Genomic DNA, 25,740 nt, shown 5'->3' with positions numbered 1-25,740 from the left:
GTGTCGGCTTGCCGTTCCGCGAGTGGAGCTGATCAGCTCCGAGGCTGGGCAGATTCTCAGGATTCTATTTCCCGTTCATATATCAGCCAGGGTGTGCGTGGGCTGCGTTACAACCGCATCGTGGGGTGTTCAGCCGGTGCGAGAATCAGCCAGACCGGTCCGACACGAGCACAACCAGACGCCCCATGAAGGAGTCCCTTCCCATGAGCACGCAGCCGACACCAGAACTCGATGACACGGACGTTCCAAGCGAGACCGCAGGACTGGAGCTACCCGATTTCATTGGGCAGAGTGCTTCCGTGCCTGAGCTAGACGACCTCGGCCGACCACTTCGCGTCATCAGGCAGTTCGAGCCGTACCCGTTCGACCGGAACTCGTCATCGCCTGCAAGCTTCTTAGTCACGTTCATCGAGAGCGCCCAGGAGTTGGATTTGCAGCTGCGGATCACAAACATCGTTGCCGAGGTCGGGGAGATCGAATTTCAAGTGTCGGTGATGTCGGGCGCTTCCGAGATCAGCCAGACGGACGCGGTATGGGCGAACAATCCAACCACTTCACCGATCGTTCGCGTGGGTGCAGCGGACGAAGATCAACTCGAGGAATTGCTTGCAGACCCGAGGTGGAAGTCCCACCATGCGCGTCTGATCACCGTGTCCATGCAAGACGGCGATATTGCCAGTGCGGTGACGCTCGTCGACTTTGTAGACGAACCGATTCCCGCGGACTAGATTCCCTCCCAGATCAGAAACCGAGGGTGTTGCACTGGAAGATCACGCTCCAATTGCCGGCATTGGTGTTGTCCTCAATGCTGAAGAATGTGTGCGACCACCGCTTGCAGAAATCATGACGCGGAAATGCGAAATTGTCAGCCAATTACAACGAGGTTGCAAGTGCGACAACGCCAGGCCTTCCCGTCCGGATAACACCGCGTGCCGCATGAGGGGCAGTCAGGGTCGGTTGCGAAAAAATCCTCGTCCATGGGGAAATCATTGCACCGCGAGCTCGTCGCCCCGAGGAGTTATGCACAGCCGCCGGACCAAGACACGGCGGAACTGTCACCTGACGGTGCAATTCCGCCGCTCACATTGCTCAAGCGGTGCACAGGATTGCGGCATGATGAAGTCATGTCGACGACGCTCTGGGATCTACTTGATGACATGTATTACTCGGCGACGAGTGAACGTGACAAGGGGACGAAGTTCGAGCGCTTTTTGAAGAGCTATTTGCAGACTGAGCCGAAGTACGCTGATCTGTTTTCGGATGTGTGGTTGTGGCAGGAGTGGCCCGAGCGCGCGAAGCGTCCGGACACTGGCATCGACCTCGTTGCGCAGGATCGCTACACGGGCGAGTACACCGCGATCCAGGCGAAGTTCTACGATCCCTCGCGGGCGCTCCCTAAAGCTGAGATCGACTCCTTCTTCACAGAGTTGGGTAAGCATCCGTTTACCAACGGCATGATCATCACGACCACGCAGACGTGGTCGAAGCACGCCGAGGCTGCTCTCAATGATCAGTCCAAGCCGATCCAGCGCATCGATCTTCATGACCTCGCGGCATCCCGCATCGATTGGTCCTTGTTCGATCCGAACCAGCCCGAAGTGCTCGTCAAGGGCCCCGGCAAAGAGCCCCGCAAGTATCAGCGCGAAGCGATTGACGACGTGGTCACCGGCTTCACAGCGAACGACCGCGGCAAGCTCATCATGGCGTGCGGTACAGGCAAGACGTTCACTTCACTGAAGCTGGTCGAAGAATTCGTACCGATCGGCGGCTCGGTGCTGTTCCTTGTCCCGTCGATCGCTCTGCTGCAGCAGACGCTCAACGAGTGGACCGCGCAGGCAGACAAGCCGTTGCGCGCGTTTGCTGTTTGCTCTGACGTGTCTGTCGGCCGGCGTGAACATGAAGACGTCTCCTCCCATGACTTAGGTTTCCCCGCGACCACGGATGCTAACAAGCTGTTTCATCGCTTCCAGATCTCCAACGGCGAAGAAGCCATCTCGGTGATCTTCTCCACCTACCAGTCGATCGACGTGATCCACCGCGCACAGGAACTCGGTCTACCTGAGTTCGATCTCGTGATCTGCGACGAGGCACACCGCACCACCGGTATTTCGCAACCAGGCAGTGATGACTCTGCGTTCGTCAGCGTGCACAACCAGTCGTTCTTGAAGGCTAAGAAGCGCCTCTACATGACGGCGACCCCTCGTATCTATATTGAGGACTCGAAGCAGAAAGCGGCCAAGGATGGCGTCGCCGTGTTCTCTATGGACGAAGAGGACACCTACGGTCCCGAGTTCCATCACCTTGGTTTCGGTCGCGCAGTGGAGATGGGACACCTCTCCGACTACAAAGTCCTCATCCTTGCAGTGGACGAAGAATCCGTCGCGACGAGTTTCCAGGACCTCTTGGCTCGTGAAGGTGACATGAACCTTGACGACGTCGCTCGCATCGTGGGCTGTTGGAACGGGCTGTCAAAGCGGGGCGTGAACGGTGAGCGTCTGTCGATCACCGACACGGCTCCCATGCAGCGTGCGGTGGCGTTCGCACGCAACATCAAAGAGTCCAAAGCGATCGCGAACCAGATGAATGTGATCGGCCGCGAGCTCTTGATGAATGCCAAGGATGGCGCATCTGCGCTTGCGCTGTCTGCGCAGCACGTCGACGGTACATTCAACGTGCTCGAGCGCTCCGCGCGCCTGGACTGGCTGCAGGCCGGTGAAGCTGCTGATGAGTGCCGCATCCTGACTAATGCGAAGTGCCTCACCGAAGGCGTTGACGTGCCTTCACTTGACGCGGTGCTGTTCTTGAACCCGCGTAACTCTCAGGTCGATGTTGTCCAGGCTGTCGGCCGTGTCATGCGGCGGGCCGCGGGCAAAGAATACGGCTACATCATTCTGCCGATCGCGGTGCCTGCGTCCCAGGACCCGGAAACGGCTCTCAACGACAACAAGAAATACAAGGTCGTGTGGGACGTCTTGCAGGCTCTGCGGGCGCACGATGATCGCTTCGAGGCGATGGTCAACAAGCTCGGCATCGATAAGAAGGCCAACAACCGCATCGACGTCATCGGTATCGGTGGCGGCGGTGGCGGCAAAGAAGACGGTGACGCCACGTCCAACGATGACACAAACGAAGCATTGTTTTCGATGGTCAATGCTGCTGAATGGCAGGACGCGATCTTCGCGCGCATGGTCAAGAAGGTCGGTGACCGTCGGTATTGGGAGGACTGGGCGAGCGATGTTAAAGACATCGCGGATCGCCAGGTCATCCGGATCAAAAACATCCTTGACACTGTCCCTGCAGCATCGACTGAGTTCGAGGACTTTCACAAAGCGCTGCAGGCGAACCTGAACGACGGTATCAGCCGAGATGACGCCGTCGACATGCTTGTGCAGCATCTGATTACGAAGCCGGTATTTGATGCGCTGTTCGAGGACTACGCATTCTCTGAACACAACCCCGTCTCAGTGGTGATGGATCGCATGCTGGCAACGCTTGACGGCTACCACCTCGAATCCGAGACGTCGCAGCTGGAGGACTTCTACCGATCGGTCAGGGTGAGGGCCGAGGGTGTCAGTACCGCCACTGGCAAGCAGAAGATCGTCACCGAGTTGTATGAGCGATTCTTCAAGCTGGCGTTCCCGCGCGTCGCGGAGTCCCTGGGCATCGTTTACACGCCGATGGAGATCGTTGATTTCATTCTGCGTGCCGTCAACGACGCGCTGAAGGAGCACTTCGGAGCAAGTATCGGGGATGAGGGTGTGCACGTGCTCGACCCGTTCACCGGCACCGGCACGTTCATCGTTCGCCTGATGCAGTCCGGCCTGATCGACCCGCAGGATTTGCTGCGAAAGTTCACGCAGGAGCTCCATGCCAACGAGATCCTGTTGATGGCGTATTACATCGCGGCGATCAACATTGAGGCGACGTTCCACGCGCTACAACAAGACCAGGCGCGAGAGCGTGGCGAGGATATCCACTCGGTTGGGTACGAGCCCTTCAATGGCATCGTTCTCACGGATACGTTCCAGATGAGTGAGGACGGTGACGCTCTCGACGAGCTGGTGTTCACGCACAACAACGATCGCGTCGTAGAACAGAACGCCCTCGATATTCGGGTGATCGTCGGTAACCCGCCATATTCTGCTGGACAATCTAGCGAGAACGACAACAACGCGAACTTAAAGTATCCCTCGCTCGATTCGACAATCAGGTCGACGTACGCTCGGTTCTCAAATGCTGTCAGTTCACGCAGTACATATGATTCATATGTACGCGCAATCCGCTGGGCTTCAAACAAAGTCCTGTCATCACACCAAGGCGGGGTTGTTAGCTTCGTGTCGAACGGTGGATATATAGATGATAAATCCGCGGACGGCTTGCGTCGGGCTTTGAGCGCTGAGTTCCACCATGTCTACGTTTACAACCTCCGCGGAAATCAGCGGACTGCCGGAGAGCTGAGTCGCAAGGAAGGGGGTAAGATCTTCGACTCGGGGTCGCGGAACACAGTGGCAATCATCTTGCTTGTCAAGCTGCCGGGTTCTGTTGCTGCTAACACACTTCACTACCACGACATCGGAGATTACCTCACGCGCGAAGAGAAGCTCGACCGAGTGAACGAGGCATCGCTGGCGACGATCGAGTGGCGGACAATCGTCCCAAACCCGGAGGGAGACTGGGTAAATCAGCGCGACCCGGCGTTCGAGGCATATGCCCCAATCTCCGATAAATTAGGGACGGGGATATTTCAGATTCGATCGCTCGGACTGACGACGAATCGAGATAGTTGGGCGTATAACTCAAGTTTGACGAACCTCACCAGCAATATGTCGAAAATGGTGGAGAGTTATAACAACCACCTCGCCGCCTGGGTCGCAAATGGTAGCCCAGTTCCCGCAACGGACCACATGGGTGTGGAGACGACGAAGGTGAGTTGGTCGCGTCGACTTCGTCAGACTTTCACTAAAGGTATCCGACTTGAATTCTCCGAGGCGAGCGCTAGAACCGCGCTGTATCGACCTTTTCAAAAGCTAAATGTCTACTACGCCCCAGTCCTAAATGAGGATCGTCGTCAGATTCCACGACTGTTTCCTTCGGCTCAACAACACAATCATGGGTTTCATGTTGTAGGAACGGGGCTCGAAGTGGAGTTTTCGCTAATCGCGTCAGACTTGATGCCCGATTTGCAGCTACAAGGAAATGGCCAGTTCTTCGCCCGATATTCCTACACTCAGCCCGCGCCGGACTCGTTGTTCGGTGAGCCTGAACGAGTCGACAACATCACGGACTGGGCTCTCGGCGAATACCAACGCGAGTACGGTGCGCAGGTCACCAAGGATAACGTCTTCTTCTACGTATACGGGCTGTTGCACTCGCCCGAGTACCGTAAGCGCTACGCCTCGGACCTGAAGAAGCAGTTGCCACGTATCCCGATGGTTCCGGGCCGTGATCGCTTCGAAGCGTTCGCTGACGCTGGCCGCAAGCTTTCTGAGCTGCACATCGGATACGAGGGCGTGGAACCGTATCCGTTGACTGAGGTGAGCACCAAGTTCACTCCCAGTGATCCCTTCGAGAAGTTCGAAGTGAAGAAGATGAGGTATGGCGGCAAGGCGGGCGCGTGGGACAAAACCCGCATCGTTTACAACAGCCACATCGATATCGAGGGCATCCCTGAAGATGCCCAGCGCTACATGCTGGGCAGTCGGTCAGCGCTTGACTGGATTGTCGAGCGATACCAGGTCAAGACTGACAAAGCTTCTGGCATCGTCAATGACCCTAACGACTGGTCACGCGAGCACGATCAGCCTCGTTACATCATCGATCTCATCGGCCGCATCGTGACGGTGTCGATCGAGACGATGAAGATCGTGGACGCGCTGCCGGATCTGGGGATCTGAGAGTCACGGGGAGGACGAGACCGGGGCCTCGCGGCGGCTCAACGCCCTGGGAATCCCAGATGCGACGAGTTCGCTCGCGAGCGAACGGCATCTTTTCCGAGCAGTGCACATGGACGGAGCGCATCCAACGGTTTGGTTTTGTTGGCAGACGCACTTAGGGCCGTAAGGGTTGGGCCCTTCGCGCAGGCTAGTTCACAAGTGGGTGGTTCACCCGAGAGAATGAGGCGGTGCCGTTGAGGAGTGAAGCACCGCTTCGTCTGGTTGGGATGCCGGGTGTGTGCTTACTCAAGCACTACTTTCTGGCCTTCAACGCCTAAGAAGCTGCGAGGAGTCGGGCAATTGTCAGCGACGGCTGGCCGCCTGCACTCCGCGCGTAGTATCGTGTACACGACGTACTTGATGTACGTTGCCGAAAGGAACTAGCCATGTCGATCGTCGTCGACTATCCGACCTTTACCAACGCCCGTGCGCACCTAAAGGATGTTCTGGATTCGAACGCCCGAGGTATCACCGTAACCGTCGGTCGTGATGAGCAGGTGTCTGCCGTGGTGCCCGCGGAACGTCTCCGTGAATATTTCTTCCGCACCGTGTCACCACGTGTTCGACTGATGCGCGAGGATGGTCGCGTCATCGCGCTGATGGACGAGCGCCCCTTCGTCTCGGAGGGAGCGGACATTGAAGGCGCCCTCGGCGACTTAGCGCTGACGCTGCGCGAGTACGCGGATGACTGGGAGGAGCGCTTGCAACACGCCCCCAACCACTCTCAGCAGTGGGCGATCGTGCAACTAGTTAAGCTCTCGACCGATGACGAGCTTCGTGAGTGGTTCAGGCGCGGCGGTGAGTGACAAGCGCCCTCCTGCTACACGGGAGGACCACGACCAGTTCTGCGAGAACGAGGGATGGAGACTGGTTCGCGGAGCCACTGGGAAACCAGTGAAGCATCATCGAACGTACGAACTTGGCCTTTGGGATGGTCGCATCTTGCGGACACGCATCTCGAAGCCTGTCGACAAGACGGACTACGCAACGAGCATGTGGTCTCACATTCTCAAGAATCAGCTAGAAGTCACTGCTAACGCTTTCTGGTCCTGCGTCAATGAGCGAGTGATTCCCGATCGCGGCTCACCCTCGAAGCCGGACACGAAGAAGGCCGTGCCACTGTTCCTCATAGAGGCACTACGGGATCACGGGGTCGATGATGACACGATCCTGGCTCTCGACGCCGCGGGGGCGGCCGCTCTGCTGTCGTCGAAATACCTCGACGAGCAGGCGGAGGCTACTGGCGACGCAACGGACAGCGGATGAACTATCGGCTGGCTTAGGCTCCCCGGTTCGCCAAGGCGCTCAAGACTCAAGAAGCTTGACCGCCCCATATCGCGGTGCGTCTTGGCCGCGATTGTGGCGACTGAGTGTGGGTGACTACCGGGTGATCCTCGATGCGCACACGGGGGATTTTCTCGGCCTGGGCGGGGAGTCTCACACGATGACTCGACCGCCTTCAATTTCTCTTCAATGTGAGTCGAAGCATTCGACGGGAGCATCTACCAGGCCGGCTGCGATCGCCGTTGCTGTTTCTCTCCAAGAAGTCAGTTCAGCAATAGCAAGGTGGGGCTGTCCTGTTGAGAACGAAGCGCGTGCTGCGTCGACGAGATCTTGAGCGCACTGCTCACGGTCAGTCTGTGACAGGGCGAGCATCCATTCGAATTTGCGACCCATGCGCGAGGCGAGGCTTCCTTCGTCGTCAAGAGTCACCGTGATCAGGTCAGCCGCGAACTTCAGGAGCTGAGCGCGGGCATCGGCTTCGCGCTCGGACATCAGCACCATGGACTCGCCGTCTCGGCGAGTGATGATGACCTGACCGCGCTCTGCTTCTGCGAAGACGCCAGCGGAGTGCTTGCTCAGATCCGACGAACGTCGAGTTGGGGAGGATGCAGGGCGCGGGAGTGACATGGGTGCAGGCTATTCGGAATGTGTTCGGAAGTCTAGCCTTCACGTGTCACGATGCCTTTGTGGACGGGCGGGTGCTAGTTCTGGTCGAATCGACCTCGAACGGGAAAGTGGTCACCCGGCGGATGACCAGTTCAGCAGCTGTGCGCTGAGCGTTCTCGACGCGGCGCATCTCGCTGGTGTCGAAGTCACGTGTCATGTCTGCAACCTCGGGTGCCCACAGCGTCTGCGTGTACGCCGCAGTGGTTCTGACGTAGCAAAGCTCACGGTCAACCATCTCGGGGGATGGTCGCTTCGTGTCGCGGGTTTGGTATCCCAGCAGTGAGAAGGCCATGCCGACTTCACTCGCAGACTTGTCGCACAGCGAGCCGAGCTGAGTCTAGTTCAGCCATTCGGTCATGGGATTCTCCATATATATAGGTCAGCAAACGTATGGCGATAAGGTATCTTATCGCCCACCCAATTCGAGACAATTGAGTCATGGATCTCGCCCTCGTCACACGAACCGGCAGCACGCCCGAAAACCGCGTACCAAGAGCCGCTGTCGTAGGTGCTCTCGCCGACGCACGCTCTGCGTCACCACAACGGATCGATCGATCAGTTGCGCTGACGGTATCCCGTGGCTCCGACAAGACCGCTCACCTGCGCCTGGAGCGACTGGCTCGTGTAGTGATGGCCGCCGACTCCCGTGTGACCGACCCGATGATTGCGTGGTCATCGAATTGGGCAGGTATGAGTGTGCCGACAGCGGAGGCGATGGACAGAGCGATCCGGAACCGCTGGAGCTCAGTGTCGACGCGCAACGCGATGCGCGATTCTGTGCGCGCTGTGTTTCGGGAATCACTGAACGCAGGGATCCTCACCCACGACCAGGCGACGCCGCTGCTGAACGCGCTGCGCCCCGAGAAAGCTGTCCGAGATGAGGAGAAGCAGGCGAGAGGCCATGTGCCGGCTGATCGGCTGCGGGAGGTCTTTCATGAGCTGGCGAGTGACCCGGAGCCGACGGCTCGACGTGATGCGGCGTTGATCTCGTTGCTCGTAGGCGGAGGGCTCCGCCGTGCCGAAGCCGCCGGCGCCGATGTTGCCGACTTGGATAGCAACCAGGAGACGTTGCTCGTGCGAGGCAAGGGTGGTGTGGTCAGGGACGTTCCCCTGGCGCCAGGTGTCAGGCGCGCGATCCGAGCGTGGTTGGATGCGCGAGGGGGCGACCCAGGACCATTGCTGAACCCGATGACTCGAACGAAGCCAAGGGCGGCGGTCATTGGAAAGAGGCTGTCTACGAACGCGATCGCGCAGATCGTGGAACGCAGGTTCGGTGGTGACGTCGCCCCGCATGATCTCCGGCGCACCTTCGCCGGCGACCTGCTGAACAGCGGCGCCGATCTATCGACCGTGAGCAAGGTGTTGGGCCATCAGAACCCGGCAACCACGGCCGGCTACGACCGCCGAGGTCACTCAGCCCGACGTGAGGCCGTGGAGCGGATCGGGGTCCCGTTCGAGGACGCGGTTATCCAGCCGGCGTGTGCGTCACCACAGGTCTAGAGTCACTTCCGACGGCTGAGAGCATGACTCCGAGGTCGAAATCAAGCTTCGGAAGGTCGTTACAGCCCGTGTTGCTTCACGCGACCGCAGTTTGCGCAGACGCGGTGCGTAGTTTGGCTGGCAGTCCCGCATTGGGAGCAGGGGCGGGACGCAAGCTCCGCGTATTTTCGGTCAAGGCTTGCGTTGCGGATGTTCTGGAGCCATATCCACAAGCCGACCCACATGAAACACCACAGCGGACCGAGGATCGAACCCCACGGGTTGACCCTGAACCCGTCGGCGGACCAAATGACAATGGCGACAATCACAGTGACAATGATCGAAGCGAAGGCGAGAAGTCTGAACATAAGTTACTCCAAGGGTTTGTGTGCGGGGATCGGCGTGCTCCGGAAGCCCGGTTGGCTACGTGCAGATTTCTAGCCGGCCGGGTGGACCACGCAGAGTGGTATGCCCTCCTCGACAAGGAACGCGCACCTATGAGACCGGAAACTACCCGCACTATTACGCAGCTGCGTCCAATTTCACCCGCGGGTGAAATTGAGATGACCACGCGCGGTCTCGTTACGCCGCGGCTAGGCGTCGCGTTCGAGGATGAAATCACCGGCCAAAAAAGATCAGCCCCACTTCACCTCATATACGAGCGGGGAACTGAGAATCCAGCTCAAAAGTGCCCAGATGAGGGACTAAATTACCTGGCAGTATCGGAGAATGGTCGAGCCACATGAAGTCACCCAAGCAAAGCTTTATACGCAAGTGTGGAAGGATTCAGCCTTCCTAACTCCTCGACAGGCCTATGCCGTCGGGGGAGTCTTGGAATTCTGGGCAGACTCGTTTATCGACCATCTGCTCGACGGTTCGGAAGAGCAGCCAGTGTTCCGCACCACACCCTTTTCAGAAATCGACCGACGCGTGTTTTTTCATGTGGGGGAGAACCGCGCGTGGGTAGCTCACACCCAAGACCGGTGTAACAAGCTCGCACAGGAGATCGAAGCAGGAATCCTTCCTTTCCAGCGAAACGGCGCGTTCATTGACGAACTGCTGTTTGTGCTCGCGCTGCGCGAGGCTCAGGCCGAGGCTGATGCGAGAGTCGAGTTCGTCGAGATGATCCCCGCTCGGCCTGCGCAAGCCGTGAAGGGTTCTGCGGGCGGCTCAGAGCTCAATCTTCCCGGCGACGATGACTGGGATCTCGTATGGTTGACCCTCGACGAATTGTTCAGGTGGGGGGAGTGGGGACTCGTCATCACACCAGACCGCCCAGATTTGCCCGGGTTTCTCGCGAAGCATCACCCGTTCACCTGGTTCGACGTCCCCGTCAGCTAACAGCAAAGCCCGAGGCGCATCCGCATCCTCGGGCTTTGTGATGGGGGCTCGATACGCCCCGGCGAGAGCGGGCGAACTGACGTGCCACGTGCAGGCAGTGTCATCGCAGTCGGGGAGTTCGCGGTGGCTACGTGCGACCTCGGGCCAGTTCGCTTTCTCGGTCCGATAACAGTCCGCCCAGTCGCGACCCCGTTCAGACTTCTCGGCGTAGACCGGCACGGGGGTCGCCCCGTCACGGATGGTGAACACGAACTGCAGCGCCTTGAGCACAGCGGCTTCACCTTCGTCGGCACGCTCGATAGGAACCGAGAGCACGATCTCGTCATGGACGATTGCTCGGAGACACGGCAATAGCCAGTCCGGCAGGCGGAGAACACCCTCCATCATCAGGTCGCGTGCAGTGCCCTGGCCGACGTGCGCAGGTGCCTGCGTGTGCTCCCTGCCAGGCAGAACTCGCATCCGACGCCCGAAGGCGTTTTCGATGACTTGGGCGCGAGCCTCTTCACGAATCGCGCGCTTGAACGATGCAAGCGCTGGGAATTTCACCTCGAGCAGTGCCAGTTGATGCGCGGCCTCAGTCTCGCTAATTCCAACACGGCCAGCCATCGAGGCCGGACCCATCCCGTATGTGGTTGCATGGGTGATCGCCTTTGCGTCATCTCGTCGAGGGTGATGCCCTGCACTGCGATCCCAACCCTCCTCTCCAAACAGGGTGGCTGCCATCTCGGAGTGCATGTCTTTTCCCTTTTCAAGGGCGCTGATGTACGCCGGGTCCTGGCTGTGCGCGGCCATCGCACGCGCGTCAATCTGCGACAGGTCGGCGCTGATGAGCACGTGGCCCTCGTCGGCCAGGAGTAGGGCTCTCTCACACACGTTCCCACGATCACGCTTTCCCATCACGGACAGACCCGGCTTCGTCGTGCTGACACGTCCGGTCGCCTGCGTTGCCGCAACGCTGGGGCGGACCCGGCCGTCGGGTCCGGTGTTGTCGAGGATCGTCTGCGCGGTGGAGCGTTCGCCGTTGAAAGCACGAAGCGTCCCACACAACTCCAGCAGAGCGTCATTGGCCGGATGACGGGCTTCCAGTTCACACAACGCGTCTTTTCCCGTCGCCAGCGCACCTTTCGAAGTGCGGATCGGCTCAACGTCGAGGTCTCGGAACGCCCGCTCGAGCGCTTCCTTGCCCGCGTTCGTCGTGTGAGGCCTTTTTCCTTCCATCGGCAGCCCGTAGCGCTCGTGCAGTGCGCGCTTGTGCTCCAGCACCCGAACGCCCTGCTCGCCCACAAGCCGTTGCGCCAGCTTCACGTCGACGCGAAATCCATGCTTCGTGATGTGATTGAGACGGTAAGTGACCTCGTGCTCGCGGAACAGGTAGTCATCAACCCGCAGCACTCTCGCCAACTCGCGAACAAGCTCGACGTCCTTTCGGAGATAGCGCAGATATTCCGGGTGGTCGACGGGAATTCGGTCGTAGCCGCCGTACTCCGCACGAAGTGCCTCTAACACAGAGCCACCGTCGCCGGAAGGGAGCTTGCCGCCAAGGCCCAGGCGCTGTGCGATCGCGTCAAGGCCGTAGCGACGGCTGTCGACCTTGCTCGAAAGCGGCGGATCGTTCTGACGCACCGTGAGCAGAGTGTCAATCACACGCTTCTCACGCACCAACTTTGCGAGATCGAGCCCGTAGTAGCGCTCCAACGCCGGCAGATCGAACGAAAGAATGTTATGCCCCACGACAAGGCCCGCCTGCGAGATCAACCGAACGAGCGCCGGAATGTCAGTGGTGGTGACTAAAGGCCCGTTACCAATTGCGTAGCCCGCGAGACGGACGAACCCCTCACCGCAGGTGTAGAGCTCGTCCGCATCGGCTGTTTCAAGGTCAAGGTAAATTATCTCCACGCTTAGTCCTCGATCTCTGCGATTGTCGGGCCAGCTACGGGCTTGTTGACGCGGGCCACGGAGTTCTTAAAGCCGCGCCGGTCCGTTGTCGAAATCGCTTCGCCAGGCGATACAACAGACGCGGGGGCGGGTGCCTGCGTGGCGGGGGCGACAGCGGAAAGTCGTTCAAGTACGAACGCCTTGACGTGCCCCGAGAACCTACCGTCTTCTTTGATTCGGAGGTCACCGAACCAGCGGGGACTTCCCCGGTAGTGGGCAGAGAGCTTCTTACTATCAGCGTCATCACGGGCCATCCCGTACGGCATGGCCGCCTCAACGTCGCTCTTGATCTTGGCTAGGACGTCGGCGCACTTGAACCTCGTACCCACCGGGAAGGCCTCTTCGAGCCATTGGAGGTGCGCGACGTTGTCAACGGTCTCACTGTCTGCGCTTGCGCGAACCTCAAGGAGGTTTGACAAGAACCCTTCAATCCCGGCCGAGTGAAGGATCCCACCAACGACGCGCTGCCACGAGTTGAAGGACTTGAACCCAAATGTCTTAGGTGCCTCGGGTTGTCCGAGATCAAACCACGCACGAATGAGAATCAGAACGGCGCGCAGAAGCTCAGCGCGGTTGTCTGCAACCCACGTGTCGAGGTCATGGCGGAAGTTGTCGCGAGTCTCGAGGTCGGCGCGGTCGGATGCGAGACGGCAGGTGTACACACGACGAACCATGTCGCCCGGGATGTTGACGTTGTTACCCGTGGCGAAGAACGTCGCACGCACAGGCAGTGACAGCCGTTCGGAGACCCCCAACTTGCGACTCTCAAAAATCTCGGAGGTCAACACGGAACTCAACGTGGGTGAATCGATCCGCGACGAACCATCCGAGTTCTGAATCTCGTCGAGAACGATGACGTCAGAGCCAGCAAGCAAGCTTGAAACGAGACGCTTGCCCATTTCGTCGTCGGTGCGTGGAGCCACGCCAACCGCAACGGGTGCACCGTACGCAACAGTGCAGATCACTGAGATCAACTCACCCTTACCCACACCACGGTGAATCCCATTGAAGATAAGCATCGGAACCTTACTAACGACATCGCGTAGGAACGGCGTGACCAACCCGGCGATCGCGTGAGTTTGATCAGCCTTCATAGCCCACGGCCAACTATCGAACCCGTCCGCACCATCGGCCGCGAAGAGGTCGTCGCGGAGGAGTTTTACAGACTCCTGTACCTGCGCGGCGGTCGGGTGTTCCGGGACTGTGAAGCCCTCAATATCGTCGGCAAGGTCGAGAATCATATGGGTCTTCTCGTCAAAACCAGAGACACTGCAGATAGATCCATCCCGCCGCACGATGGGGGAGCGTACGATACCGGCGAGGAAAGGCAGCTCACACGCGTAGGTCGCAACCATATCGACGAGGGCGTCCGACAGAGGTGCAGGCGAGGCCGCACCCTCTGACTTCGAGTACGTCGAGGGCGCCGCTGCCTTGAACAGTTCCACCCGGAGTCGCGCACGGGTGAGCGGCTCCATCGTAAGCGCGCCGGCGTTGCCAAACACATCTCGCTCTCGCACGACGCGCACCATCCCACCGGCGTAGTTGTACACGCCGTTCGCAGGGCTTTTCGCAACAAGAGCGGCAAGAAGGGCGCGGGCCACCTCACCCTGATCACCGTCGACATCAACGGTCACACGACCACCCGAATCGGCAGAATCGTTCACCGAGTTCCGCTTACGGCTGAGTTCCACACGCATCGACTTCTGCCGGACGGCAGTAAGGTCCGCAGGCTTCGACTTTGCGTTGTCAATCCAGGCTTCCACGAGCGCACGCCGATCCCCTTCAGCCACGCTAGCCAGGGCGTCGTCAAGACCGTCCTTTTCCGCCCCAGGGAACCGCAGGAACTTGACCGAGGACGCTCCGAAATCTCGGCACGCCTCCCCAAGCGCGCTCGCACCGTCGAAGACATTGATATTCGTCTTGGCATCTGCATCAGCGACGATGACAACCCGATGGCCAAGTACGACGCTGAGAAGCGGAGTGGGTGCACCCGACGAGCCGTCCTCGCCCGCGACCATCCAGCTCCAAATTCCGGTGATCCGGTAAATCGATACGTTCTCCGGAGCCCATGCCAACGCCGCCAGCGCCTGCTTGCCACCCTCGACGATGAGAACGAAGTCGGGGTTATCGACTTCGCGCAGCACTGTCAGTCGTGGCGGGTTATGGTCCTTGCCGGGGGAGACGTATTTAAGTGAGCGCCCGTTCTTGTCAGTGACACTACCCGCGGCGGGTTTGACCTGCCAGGTCTCAGTCCCGTCCGGTTGCACCATGGGGTAGACGATGGCCGGGAGGACCGCGCCACCGTGGACGTCATGAATCCATCGGGCGTCCGCAGGCAACTCGTCACGCACGGTTGCCGTGTGCACACCTTGCGAGTGAGCCACGGAAAGCGGGATTGCGCTGGCGTATAGCTCAGCCTCGTGCTCAGGGGCTAAAGTGCGACCAGCCGCCACGCACTGCAGGCGATCGGTCACACTGGACGGGGGTTGGTTCGTGTCGACATCGCCGACGTTGTTCGGTAGAATAGTAGTCAAGGGGTTCGCCTCTGCGTTCGGTAACGGTGTGCAGCCGCTACGGAATGAAAATGTGTGGAAAATGATTTGTTGAAACGCCCTGACCTCGGTCGGGGCGTTTCACTTGTTGCGGCTAGTTGGTCGAAACCACCAGCGAGGATTCATCGTTGCTCGACGCGGTAACCGCTTTGAGCAGGTCAATCAGCGCAGCCTTACCCTCGGACCGGCGATTTCCATCGAAGACGAGCATCCGTGCATTACTGACGGCACGGCCGGCAAGTAATGCAACCAACGCACCGCTCAGCTCGCCAAACTCCTTCAAGGACTGCGCAACGTCAGCGGAGGTTGTAGGCGGATTCGAAATGTTTGTCATGGGAGTTTCTCCTTATCCCGTGCAGCGGCAGCTGCAACGGGACTCTTCTTGTAATGGTCTAGGTCTTGTTGGGTACACCCAACGCAGCCAGGTCAGGCTGCGCCGGAAGCTCGCTCGTGCGAGTACATCCACTCGAGGACCGCAGAGCGGCGATACAGAGCGCGGGCGCCGATCTTCAGGTAGCGGGGGCCAGTCCCGTCGTAGCGGCGCTGGCGGAAAGTGCGCGCACTCTCGCGGGCAACTACCGCGGCCTCAGGCTCCCGCAGAATGTCGTCGGTGAGTTCTTGATTGGCCATGCTGTCCTCCTGGGTCATATCTCCACAGTACACGAAGTTGCGCAGATTTGGCCAAAACTTACAAATAGATGTCAAGAACCGCCAACCCCGAAGCGACGAGGCACGAAGAAGTAAGGTCGAAAGCATGCGCACAACACTCATGACCGACCCGGCAAAGTCTGGTTGGAAGGTTAGCCCTCATGCAGCAGACAACCTCAACCTGTTTCCAGGCATGAACGCGGTTGAGCTGACACCGGGGGTAGTCGCACCGCTCACCGTGACCGCCACAGGGCCACTCAAAAACATCCCAACGCTGAGAAGGGCTGACGAGCTGAGCGGGGACTCGCTCCACGCAAACGTGTACATAGAGATGAACTACAACGAGGATCTTGGGCAGTACCTCGTGCAGGACATCGGGATGCGGATGAATGGCGAGCTGGAGGTCACAACAGTTAGGCTCCGCGAGATACCACCCCTCCGCATCGCGAGGTGGGTGTTGCCTTGGACATTCAAGATCGACAACAAAGAGCTTGACGCGCACCCAGCGGCGTTTATCACACCGGGGTCGATTGGCAAGGTCACAGGCGAATCTGCGAAACCCACGCTCGCGGACGCGGCAGTCATTTACCGCCTCGCGACGGCAATCAGGGAAACAGCACCGAACGCGGTAGCGGCCTCATTGGGACTCGCGCCACGGACGGCGGTCTACTGGATCGCCCGGGCCCGAGAAGAGGGGTACCTGCAGACAAGAGCTGAAGCGCGGGAAGAACAACGCAGGGATGAGCTGGAGCTGCTGCGGGACCTTCAGGCAGAGCAGGACCCGAGATAGCGTCTGAAAGCGTCAAATAAGGGGATGGGGGGGGATGAAGGGGGATGAAATACCCAAAAGAGGGGGATCCCCACACACCATCCCCCACCGTTTTCCCTTGATATACAAGACAACCCCAGCAGGAGGGGGGATAAGGGGGATAAATCGGTGGTCCTACCCCTATAGGGAACGAATGCAACACGTCGCAATGCACACACGTAGACAGGCATACTTTTGTTTTTCTATACGTTGAGTTATTGATTTATCCCCCTTATCCCCCCTCGTAGTTGCTTTCCCTTGATATACCGAGGGTTTTTGGGTGGGGGATGGGTGGTTTCCATCCCCCTCCATCCCCCTTTTGTCCCCCCCTCCATCCCTCCGAGCGCCCTGCTGGAGTCGGTTTCGTCTTCAGTTTGCAGAGCGCTCGTTCGCGCTACCGGCGGCGGTAGCCTTGGTAGCTCACCCCAACTCCCGGAGGGACCCCATGTCGCCAGCCGATCTTGTAAAGCTTCGCGAGCTGACGCTGCTCCTGGACCTTGCGTACATTCACAAGTTCGAACGTGACGCCGACGCCGACGCCCCTGCTAAGAGTGCAGAAGGTACTGTGCGCCTCGAATTCGGCAATCACTTTTGGCGGCGGGAAAACGCTCCAGTCAACAGCCCGGAGGTCACGATCGAAGATGTGGTCGTATACAGCTCCGTGTTTTCGGCAAACAGGATCAGCCATTTTGACTCGCTCGACGACGCGATCGCTGTCGTCCGGGGCTGGTACACGGACGCGAAAGCGAAGAACGAATCGCGAAGCTGAGCCGCTTTTTTGGGCTAGTGGCTCGCACGCGTCTCGCATTTGGGCCGCAGGCGGCTACGCCGCCTCTCTTTGCTGTCTCCACACAAGCAGCAACGGCCCCAGCCGGGGATGCGAAGTGCCGCCGACCACGCGCAGGGTGGGGGCACCGCAGCAAGGCCCACCGGGCGTTGATGGGGCAAGACGTTGAAGCGCAGCGAAACGACGCAGTAAGAGGCCTCAAGGAGCGAAGCGACGAAGAGGTGAGGGAACCGTGAGCGTCAGCGAACGGGGCCCGAAGGGATGTCGGCTCTGCCGACCCCCAAGCGAAGCGAGGTGCCATCCCCCCTTATGCCCTTTTCTCTTCTTTGGAGCATCTACCGCTTCAGCGGTGGATCGACGTCGACATCCCTTACGTTTCAAGGGATTCGAGCGGGTCCGCAGCATGCGGGTCCGCTCGTTTTTGACTGGAACTACAGTTCCGGTCAAAAGTTGTGGCCCCTTTGTGACAGGGATCGTGGCCCTTTGAGCGGGTCCGCTCGTTTCGGTGCCGTGGCACCGCGGGTCCGCTCGGGTTTCAGGGGTGCTCTTCCCCCTGAAACTTTCTTGGACAGGGTCTCGGTCACTGTTTCTGTGGAGCACTGCCCGTCTTGGCGGGCTGTGTCATTGTTGCTCGTAAGGGATGTGTTTTCACCCTCTGGTTTGACTCTTTCCGGGAGCGTTAGCGACTGTGTTGCTGTCCCTTGTGCCACCTTTCAGGGACAGACGCTTTCATCGCGAAACATCGGCTCGAGATATACAGGCTGTGAGACAGGCTGTGAGCACTGGAGTAAGGCTGCGAGGCAGGCTTGATTCAGGGCTTAGATATGCAGGGCAATGAAACCCAGAGCCATCAGGCCGGCTTCCCGAGGGGGAACCCTGGGCTGTGTTCTCAAAACAGCGTGCTTCTGGTGCTTCACTGTCGCCCGAATGAACAGGCTGGTGCGCAGAGCTACAAGGTCCCGATGGGGGCTTGCAGCGGCGCTTGTATTACTCGGGTGACACTCGTGATCTGTAGACCATGAGATTCAGCGCGCATCACGGCCTCGAGGAGGGCTTGATGAAGCGTCTTCGTCTCCTTCTGGAGCGCGATTGCTTCCCGAGGGGGAGCATGAGCGTGACGCGATCGTGTTCACATCGTGCTGTGTTCTTGTCGTAAATGTGTCTTGTCGTAAATGTGTCTTGATCGTGCTTGTTTCGTGTCGTAAGCGTGCTGTGTTCGTGTCGTAAACGTGTCGGCTACGTGCTTGTTTCGTGCTGAAAGCTCGTCGCGTTATGAATCCGAACATAGGTCGCGAGGCGGGCTTGTCGGATTCGTGCTGTGTTTGTGCAGGATTCGTGTCGCGAACGTGCACTCTCCGTGTCGTGATCGTGCAGGATTCGTGCTGAGAACGTGTCGTCCCGTAAAGAACATCATGAGCATCACGAGGTGGTGCGACCGGTTGTCGTAAACGTGCTCGTTTCTCGTCGGCTTCGTGCGTGCTTCGTGCTGGAAACGTGTCGTCACCTGTGATCCGAAAGCGGCTATGTGATTCGGCCTGGGTTTAGTTCCGACCGGTTTGTCCGTTACTCAGTGAGTATCGGAAGCTGTGTGGCTGATTTGGCCTGGGTTTAGTTCCGACCTTCAGCGCTCACGGCTCCGATACACCTTCGAGGCGATCGCACTCTCCGAAGCGAGGTGAACTTGCTAAGCGTGTCGCGTGCGCGCGGTCACGCGCGGCCGTCGATCACCACGCGCATCTCGCACCGGCCGGCCTCGTTCCACTGATGGCTCGGATCGACGAGTTCGCCCCTGTCTGATGCTTTGGGCCGTCTCTGGACGGGCCCTCGGCGACCTGTTGTCATTTTGTCAGACGTCTCCGCTAGTGTGTGAGACACCAGTCCCCCCGCCGCCTCTCCACGATGCGCCCTGCGGGGGTCCTTTTTACCCAGGCAGACCAATGACCGAGAAGCGGCCGTACCTAACGCCCGAGAAGCGCACGGCGTACCTCGTCGATCGCGGATACATCGAATCCGGCGAGCTGAGCGACGAGGCGAAGTCCTTCCTCGCTCGCACGAACTTTCACTACTTCCTTGGTTACGCGCGGAATTTCCGCAAGCTCCGCCGCGATGGACTGATCGACGGCGACGACCGCATCGATCGTGTCATCCGTATGGTGCAACTCGATCACCAGATCTCGACGAGGCTGTTCACAGCGCTTCGTACGCTCGAGTGGCGACTCCGGTCGGCGCTCGTTGATCACCACTGCCAACTCTTCTCGCCGGCTGGCTGCTTCTTGAAGTCAGACCACTTCGTTGTCATGAATCCCGACGCTGCGCCCGTCGATGTCATCCTTCGCGATCAGATTGCACGCTCGCGTGAGCCGTTCGTGCTCGGAGAGTTCGAGAAGTACGAGACGAAGCACGGACGCACCTGGCGAGATAGCCCTCGGAAGATGGCCGGGCCTGATCAGCTTGCAGCGATGCAGGATCTGCCGATCTGGGCCGCGGTCGACGGCTGGACTCTAGGCCTGCTCGAGCGGATCGTCACGGAGACAAAGTCGACAAAGGTTGACGACCAGGAGCGCTGGCTGTGGAAGGACGTCGCCGGAACGTTTGGTGTGAGCAACACGATGTTCCACACGCAGTTGGGCAGTGTGATTGTCCTGCGTAATCTCGTCGCCCATCACTCTCGCCTCTGGATGAGGCCCACGACGGTGTCGCCCAAGAAGCCGAAGATCTACGTGAGGTCGCTGCGCGATGTGGACGCCAAGTCGATGTACGTACTCTGGATGACGCTCGCCTCGTTCCTGCGGTCGGCCGGCGGTGATCGGGAGTTGATGGACGACCTCGACGCCCTGATCGCACTGGACCCGCTCTACGAGCTCGGCGTCAAACACCCGCTGAGCTCAGCCGAACTCGTAGATCGCTGACCTCCTCTGCGCCTCAAGTGCGCCCCGCGAGTCTCAAAGGCCTTGCAAACATTGGGCTGCCTCCTGCTTTACAAGCAGGATGTCAGGAGTTCGAATCTCCTAGGCTCCACAGAATAGAAGTCCCCCGGCCAGACGGAAACGTCAGGCCGGGGTTTTTCGTTATCCTGCCCTTTTTCGAGTCGGACCTTTCGATGTGTCTTTGAACAACGCTCGACTTATAGACGACCGTTACGCGGAGAGCGGGATCCGAAGACTGGCGCGTCCCACGATTACAGCGTTGCGCTGGGCTTCAGCCTAAACAGCACTATGGACGGCCTGGAGGTGACAGGACCGATTCACTGCCACCTCGGCGAGTCTCTGTAACCCTTCGGAGCTCCGCGTCTAGGGGGAGGGTGAAACAACAGGTGAAGTTAAATTCGCATGAATAGAAGTCGGTAAACCTACGGATGCATCGCAAGGTGTATTCAAGAGGACGGCTTGAGTAGTCACGCAGTCTCCATCGTTGAAATTTCGCGGCTGCGAGCTGAATGCTGCGGTCTCTATCTTGTCGCTAAAGTGCGAATTTAGATCCTGCAATGAAATGTCGAGCCGCAGATCACTTCCCGCGACGTTGCTAGCTTTGCGGCAATCGTGCTTACAACTCGAATGTAGGCGTGTTCAAAACATGCAACGAGGGTTCCTATGCCCGAGTTGCGCCCGGGGGGGGGGAAATGCAGAAACGCACGCCTACGCGTCGCGCCATCGCAGCTTGTGCTGCAGTGGGCGTCGCGCTAACAACAACTTTTACCTTTGGAGCGGTGCCGGCCTTAGCGGCCGGTGAAACGCTGAACGTTACGCTCGCGCAGATAACTGGAACGCCGGACTTTGACGCGGATGATGCTCCGGGGAATGATTCGTCGGCCGATAACGACATTGTTCGCACGAACGACACCGTCGCTTACACGGTTGGCCTCCGCTACGAAGGCGGAGCCCAGACGAATCCGACGATTGAGTTCACTCTGCCGCAGGGAGAAGAACTGGTTTCACTGCCCGCATTCTGCTTGGCCGGTTCTAGTGTGACGCCAGCAACAGTGCCAGCACCTGCAGTGCCCATAACAGCGACGAGTTGGGAAAGTCTTCCCATTCAAACCATCACCTGTGTAGTGGCAAACCAAAATGCAGGTACATCCTTGGACTACAGCTTCTTGTCCAAGGTTCGTTCTGAGGTTCCCAACGGAACTGCGCTCACTCCGGTGTCTGCGTCAGCAACGTCCGACCAGGTGACGGTGCCGGTTGTCTCGAGTGAGGTTTCGCACACGGTTTCGGCCGCGGCGGACTTCGACCTCTCGAAGCGCCGCGACGTCGTCGCAGAAAACTCCGGGCCGCTCTTCACCAACAACCGCACGTGCTCGTTTGATACGACACGTGCGTGCGCCTACCTTGAGTACCCCCTGTCACTGTCCGGTCCTGCCGGCGGTAAGGGTATTACCCCGCTACTGTCACCGATCACGGTGACGGAAGACCTCCGCGTGGACTCGTTCTACGGTGCAGGCACCACCACGTCAGCCGCTTGGCTGGCCGCCGGTGCAAACGCCGCAGAGTTGTATGCACCTCGTTTGGTGAATTGCGCTGGTAGTACCTGGAACTTGAGGTACGCCATGCCTGGTTCGGAGGCGACGTCAACGACGCTCGATTCGGCCGTACGGGACTCGGGTACGAGCACCTGCGTGCAGTCTTCGTTGAACAGCGAAGTCGACATCGTTATTTCAGATGCCGACACCTCGGGCTACACCGTGCCCACCAAGACCAGTGGAGGCTCAGCGCTACCCGCAGACCTTGGGTTCGTCATCTCGCAGACGGTCCAGATCGAAATTCCGATGGACGCGATTACCGACTTCGGAATTCAGTCAGGAAACACGTGGACCCTCAACTGGGAGAACACCTACACCGGCATCGAGGCCACCGCCGTTGACGGAACCCCGTTCACGACCGATGACCCGTCCAACAATAACCGGACAGGTACCTCAAAGCTGCAGACTGGCTTCGGGTTCGACAAGGGCTACAGCGGAATCACCGATGCCGCCGGAAACACGCCCATGGGGACTGGTGGCTACACCACCTTCAACTATGAAGGCCCCGCTGGATCTGGCGTCTGGCATGACGGCAACACTGTTGTGCTGCCTGGCCAGACTGTTTTGAGCAACGTTCTCTCAACCCAGTCAGTGCCCCCGTTCACCGGGGAGCAGTTCTCGTACAGTTCTTTGATGTGTGACACCTGGGACAGCACCACGATGGCGATGCCTGCAACGTTCGACTTCGCCGGGGCAACGAGTTCTCGAGTACAGATTCCCAGCGACGGCAACCCCGCCTGGATTTCAAGCTTTTGGCAGGACGGGTATCAGCCCAACGCTGACGCCCTAGAGAACCTGACGATCGAATACGGTTACACGGCTACGCCGGGTGCCGGTGCAGCATCTTCTTGTGACACGGGGGTTTGGGCATCTACGCCTGCCGGTGTGGCCGGAGCGTCTGTTGTCGACGGCCTGTGGGAAGGTGTCAACCGTGTGCGGGTCTCCTTCAGCAGCGATGCTGGTGTGGACGCCGAGGCATTTGACGTCAACCTCTCTATTGCGTTGACTGCACTCGACTCAGGAGAAGCGACTGGCACGTACTTGCCCAACTGGGCGAGCATCAAGCGCGTTCCCGGTGTCATGGGAATTGATGACGTCGTTGCGTCAACGGTTTCAACCGGCACGTCCACCTACAACCCTGACAACAACTCAGGTCAGTACGGTGACCGTCTGATTCTTGGCGGTGCATCAACTCGCATCACTAAGGCAGTCAAGAACCCGTCCACGGGCGAGTTCTCGGACAGTACTGTTCCTCAGTACACGTCAGGCGCGTTGGTTGACTACCGTCTAAGCCCGTCGTTGACGGCGGACACTTCGGGAACAGGCTCTTCTCAGGATGTGATTGTCGAGGATTGCCTACCTGCGTATCAGTCGTTCGTGGCATCGGTGCGAGCAAATGGTGACGCGATTAGTCCGGTTCTCGTCCAGGCCGGTTCGCCGTCTGGTTCAGAGCTCACATGTGCTGCTACCGAGACTTACATCAAGTGGGAGCTTGGTTCGTTGCCGGTCAACACCGTCATTGACCCGATCATCTACTCGGTCGAGCTCGGTGGAACCGTCCGCAACGGTCTCTACACGAACACCACAGTGGTGTCATCTCCGGGGGACCCCTCATCGGTGGCGTCTCGTACGGACACCGCACAGATTCAGGTGACTGTGCCTACTGGTATCGCCATTTCCAAGACGGTCGACAAGTCAAGCGTCCAGGTCAACGACACTGGACTCACCAACCCGCGCTCCTTTGTGTGGACGGTGGATTTCGCCAACTTGAACTCGCCCGCGGGGATCTCGAATGTCGACGTGATCGATGTGCTGCCCGCTGATGGCATCAGCGGTTCTGACTTCGAAGGCACCTTGGCGCTAGACTCGGTGACTGTCGCGGCCGGAACCGGCATCGAGATCCTATACACGAAGACACCGTCTGGGTCGCTTGCAGTCGACCCGGCGGACTCGTCTAACGGTGCGGCGGGTTCCGCTGTCTGGTGTGACGCCTCAACTGGCGGATCAGTAGTTCTTGGTGCAGGTGCAGGTGCAGATTGTCCGACTGGCTTGAATGAAGTCACGGGTCTGCGGTTCCTGCGTGCTGGGGATTTCGAGTCGACAGACTTCATGACCATCAATATCGCGATGACACCTTCGGGAAACTCTAAGGGAGATGTGTACGAGAACATCACTGCTGGTCGCGCCGATGGTGTCAGCCAGGCCGTTGGCCCCGCTACTCGCACCGTGAATGTTGTCGCATCGTCGGTCGGTGACCTTGTGTGGCTCGATGCAAATAGCGACGGCATCCAAGATGCCGGTGAACTTGGCGTTGAGGGTGTACCGGTCACGTTGGCGGGTACGGACATTGACGGCAACACGGTGTCTGAAACCACAGTCACGGATGCAGACGGTAACTATCTGTTCGCTGACTTGGCATCGGGTGATTACACGGTAACTTTCGATCCCACGTGGGTCGATGCGAACAACTACACGTTCACTCTCCAAAGCAACGGCGACGATACGACTATTGATTCAGATGCTGACCCGGTAGCGGGTGTTGTGACCGACATTGCTCTTGGCGTCGAGGAAGATCGCACTGACATTGATGCGGGACTCATTCGAATCATGGGCGGGCTCGTCATCAATAAAGCGCTCGAGGGCCAGGGGGTGCGCTTCGCCGAGCAAACCTTTGCATTCTCGGTTGTCTGCACTTTCGGTGGTGCAGAGATCTATAACGGCGGCCTCAACATTGTGCAGCCGGCCGGAGTGTTCGGTGGAGCAACTCTCACCTCAGACCGAATCGGCAATCTCCCCGTTGGTTCGGTGTGTGATGTGTCTGAGACTGAAAACGGTGGAGCAGATTCAACACCCGCTCCGATCACCGTGATCATCGAGCGTGACGAAGACACAGACAACACCGCGTCCGTTGCGTTCGTGAACGAGTACTCCGCGGGAACCATCTCGGTTGAGAAGGTGCTTGACGGCACTGCTGCTTTGACAGAAGAAATTCTGGCGAAGACGTTTACCGTACAGGTTGTGTGCCAGGTTGACGTTGACGGTCAGGAAGCAGCTTCCACGGTGTACACCGGCGATATCGACATCAAGGGCGGTGAGATCATGCCCATGCTTGATGAAGAAGGCGAAGTCATATTGCTCCCCGCTGGCGCGATCTGCTTCGGAACAGAAACAGACGATGCAGGTGCCGACAGCTCAAGCGTTGACTTCGATTCGTTCGAAAACGGTGTTGAGGTTCAGACCGGGAACGTCGACGAGCTTCAAGCTCTGAAGATCACTGTGACGAACACGTTCGATGCCGTCGAGCCGACGCCCACCCCGGCAAGCCCCCCGACCGCTCTTGCCGTCACCGGTGTAGCTGTAGGCGGAACGCTCGCGGCTGCAATCCTGCTCATTGTTCTGGGTCTCTTCATCTCGAAGCGCAAGCGACGTGACGAAGTCGAAATGAGCGTATAGCTTCCCCCGAGCTGTACGCGCCTCGGGAGACGCGACCCCAGCCCAAGTCTCCCGAGGCGCCTGCATCCGTAGGTGAGGTGGCACCCCAGCTCCCTCGCCTACGGGCACAGGTGGGCGCGGGCGGAAACCGTGCCACTAGAATTCAGGGCATCAGCTGGCGTAGAACATCGCTGCATCTCAGGCTTTTCCTGGGTTTTTTGGTGCGCGGCTTGTCGAGAAACGTGTGACCACCACCACCGCGGCGCAAGCATACTGATCTCAGAGCAGGCTTAACTGTTCCCATCCCACCTAAGGGGAGAAGTGGCACCGCACCGCTACGACGCAACGATCTTGCC

At 59.0% G+C, this 25,740-nt stretch carries 16 protein-coding genes and 1 tRNA gene; 10 read left to right on the top strand and 7 right to left on the bottom strand.

Features of this window, described 5'->3' with window-relative positions; all coding sequences use genetic code 11:
- The first annotated feature begins 203 nt into the window (after positions 1-203).
- From AB0O81_RS07180 to AB0O81_RS07165, 4 genes are all read left to right on the top strand, one after another.
- Entirely contained in the window at positions 204-728 is a 525-nt protein-coding gene (locus AB0O81_RS07180) for a hypothetical protein (RefSeq protein WP_363582718.1), read from the top strand.
- A gap of 396 nt (positions 729-1,124) precedes the next feature.
- A complete protein-coding gene (locus tag AB0O81_RS07175) occupies positions 1,125-5,894 on the top strand; it encodes a type ISP restriction/modification enzyme (RefSeq protein WP_363582716.1) in 4,770 nt (1,589 codons plus the stop codon).
- Between the two features lie 425 nt (positions 5,895-6,319).
- The gene (locus tag AB0O81_RS07170) at positions 6,320-6,739 is read left to right on the top strand and encodes a hypothetical protein (RefSeq protein WP_363582714.1); all 420 of its coding nucleotides are present in this window, start codon (positions 6,320-6,322) and stop codon (positions 6,737-6,739) included.
- 136 nt (positions 6,740-6,875) lie between these two features.
- Positions 6,876-7,199 (top strand): hypothetical protein, encoded by a 324-nt coding sequence (locus tag AB0O81_RS07165; RefSeq protein ID WP_363582712.1) that lies wholly within the window; start codon positions 6,876-6,878, stop codon positions 7,197-7,199.
- A 204-nt stretch (positions 7,200-7,403) separates the two neighbouring features.
- Here AB0O81_RS07165 and AB0O81_RS07160 read toward each other — a convergent pair whose 3' ends face one another.
- Both AB0O81_RS07160 and AB0O81_RS07155 read right to left on the bottom strand, forming a co-directional pair.
- Positions 7,404-7,844, bottom strand: a complete 441-nt coding sequence (locus tag AB0O81_RS07160; protein WP_363582710.1) for a prevent-host-death protein — start codon at positions 7,842-7,844, stop codon at positions 7,404-7,406.
- Between the two features lie 46 nt (positions 7,845-7,890).
- The gene (locus AB0O81_RS07155; protein WP_363582708.1) at positions 7,891-8,175 is read right to left on the bottom strand and encodes a hypothetical protein; all 285 of its coding nucleotides are present in this window, start codon (positions 8,173-8,175) and stop codon (positions 7,891-7,893) included.
- Between the two features lie 146 nt (positions 8,176-8,321).
- Here AB0O81_RS07155 and AB0O81_RS07150 point away from each other — a divergent pair, with 146 nt between their 5' ends.
- The gene (locus AB0O81_RS07150; protein WP_363582706.1) at positions 8,322-9,383 is read left to right on the top strand and encodes a site-specific integrase; all 1,062 of its coding nucleotides are present in this window, start codon (positions 8,322-8,324) and stop codon (positions 9,381-9,383) included.
- Between the two features lie 891 nt (positions 9,384-10,274).
- Here the strand turns inward: AB0O81_RS07150 and AB0O81_RS07145 are convergent.
- From AB0O81_RS07145 to AB0O81_RS07125, 5 genes are all read right to left on the bottom strand, one after another.
- Complete coding sequence (locus tag AB0O81_RS07145) at positions 10,275-10,508, bottom strand: hypothetical protein (RefSeq protein WP_363582704.1); 234 nt, start codon at positions 10,506-10,508, stop codon at positions 10,275-10,277.
- A 24-nt stretch (positions 10,509-10,532) separates the two neighbouring features.
- Positions 10,533-12,599, bottom strand: coding sequence for a DNA polymerase (locus tag AB0O81_RS07140; RefSeq protein ID WP_363582702.1), 2,067 nt, complete (start codon positions 12,597-12,599; stop codon positions 10,533-10,535).
- A gap of 2 nt (positions 12,600-12,601) precedes the next feature.
- A complete protein-coding gene (locus tag AB0O81_RS07135) occupies positions 12,602-15,172 on the bottom strand; it encodes a hypothetical protein (RefSeq protein ID WP_363582700.1) in 2,571 nt (856 codons plus the stop codon).
- A gap of 112 nt (positions 15,173-15,284) precedes the next feature.
- Positions 15,285-15,524, bottom strand: coding sequence for a hypothetical protein (locus tag AB0O81_RS07130; protein ID WP_363582698.1), 240 nt, complete (start codon positions 15,522-15,524; stop codon positions 15,285-15,287).
- Positions 15,525-15,616: 92 nt separating this feature from the next.
- A complete protein-coding gene (locus AB0O81_RS07125; RefSeq protein WP_363582696.1) occupies positions 15,617-15,820 on the bottom strand; it encodes a hypothetical protein in 204 nt (67 codons plus the stop codon).
- A 124-nt stretch (positions 15,821-15,944) separates the two neighbouring features.
- Between AB0O81_RS07125 and AB0O81_RS07120 the strand changes: the two genes are divergently transcribed.
- From AB0O81_RS07120 to AB0O81_RS07100, 5 genes are all read left to right on the top strand, one after another.
- Positions 15,945-16,628, top strand: coding sequence for a hypothetical protein (locus tag AB0O81_RS07120; protein WP_363582694.1), 684 nt, complete (start codon positions 15,945-15,947; stop codon positions 16,626-16,628).
- 463 nt (positions 16,629-17,091) lie between these two features.
- Positions 17,092-17,415 (top strand): hypothetical protein, encoded by a 324-nt coding sequence (locus AB0O81_RS07115; RefSeq protein ID WP_363582692.1) that lies wholly within the window; start codon positions 17,092-17,094, stop codon positions 17,413-17,415.
- Positions 17,416-19,370: 1,955 nt separating this feature from the next.
- A complete protein-coding gene (locus tag AB0O81_RS07110) occupies positions 19,371-20,342 on the top strand; it encodes an Abi family protein (protein ID WP_363582690.1) in 972 nt (323 codons plus the stop codon).
- Between the two features lie 36 nt (positions 20,343-20,378).
- Positions 20,379-20,451: transfer RNA gene (locus AB0O81_RS07105), tRNA-OTHER, on the top strand.
- 601 nt (positions 20,452-21,052) lie between these two features.
- Positions 21,053-25,405, top strand: coding sequence for an SdrD B-like domain-containing protein (locus AB0O81_RS07100; protein ID WP_363582688.1), 4,353 nt, complete (start codon positions 21,053-21,055; stop codon positions 25,403-25,405).
- Positions 25,406-25,740 lie beyond the last annotated feature (335 nt).

Source organism: Microbacterium sp. NPDC076911 (genome assembly GCF_040687125.1).
Classification (GTDB): domain Bacteria; phylum Actinomycetota; class Actinomycetes; order Actinomycetales; family Microbacteriaceae; genus Microbacterium.
Note: the sequence above shows the minus strand (reverse complement) of the source record. Positions and strands in the feature narration are given on the sequence as shown.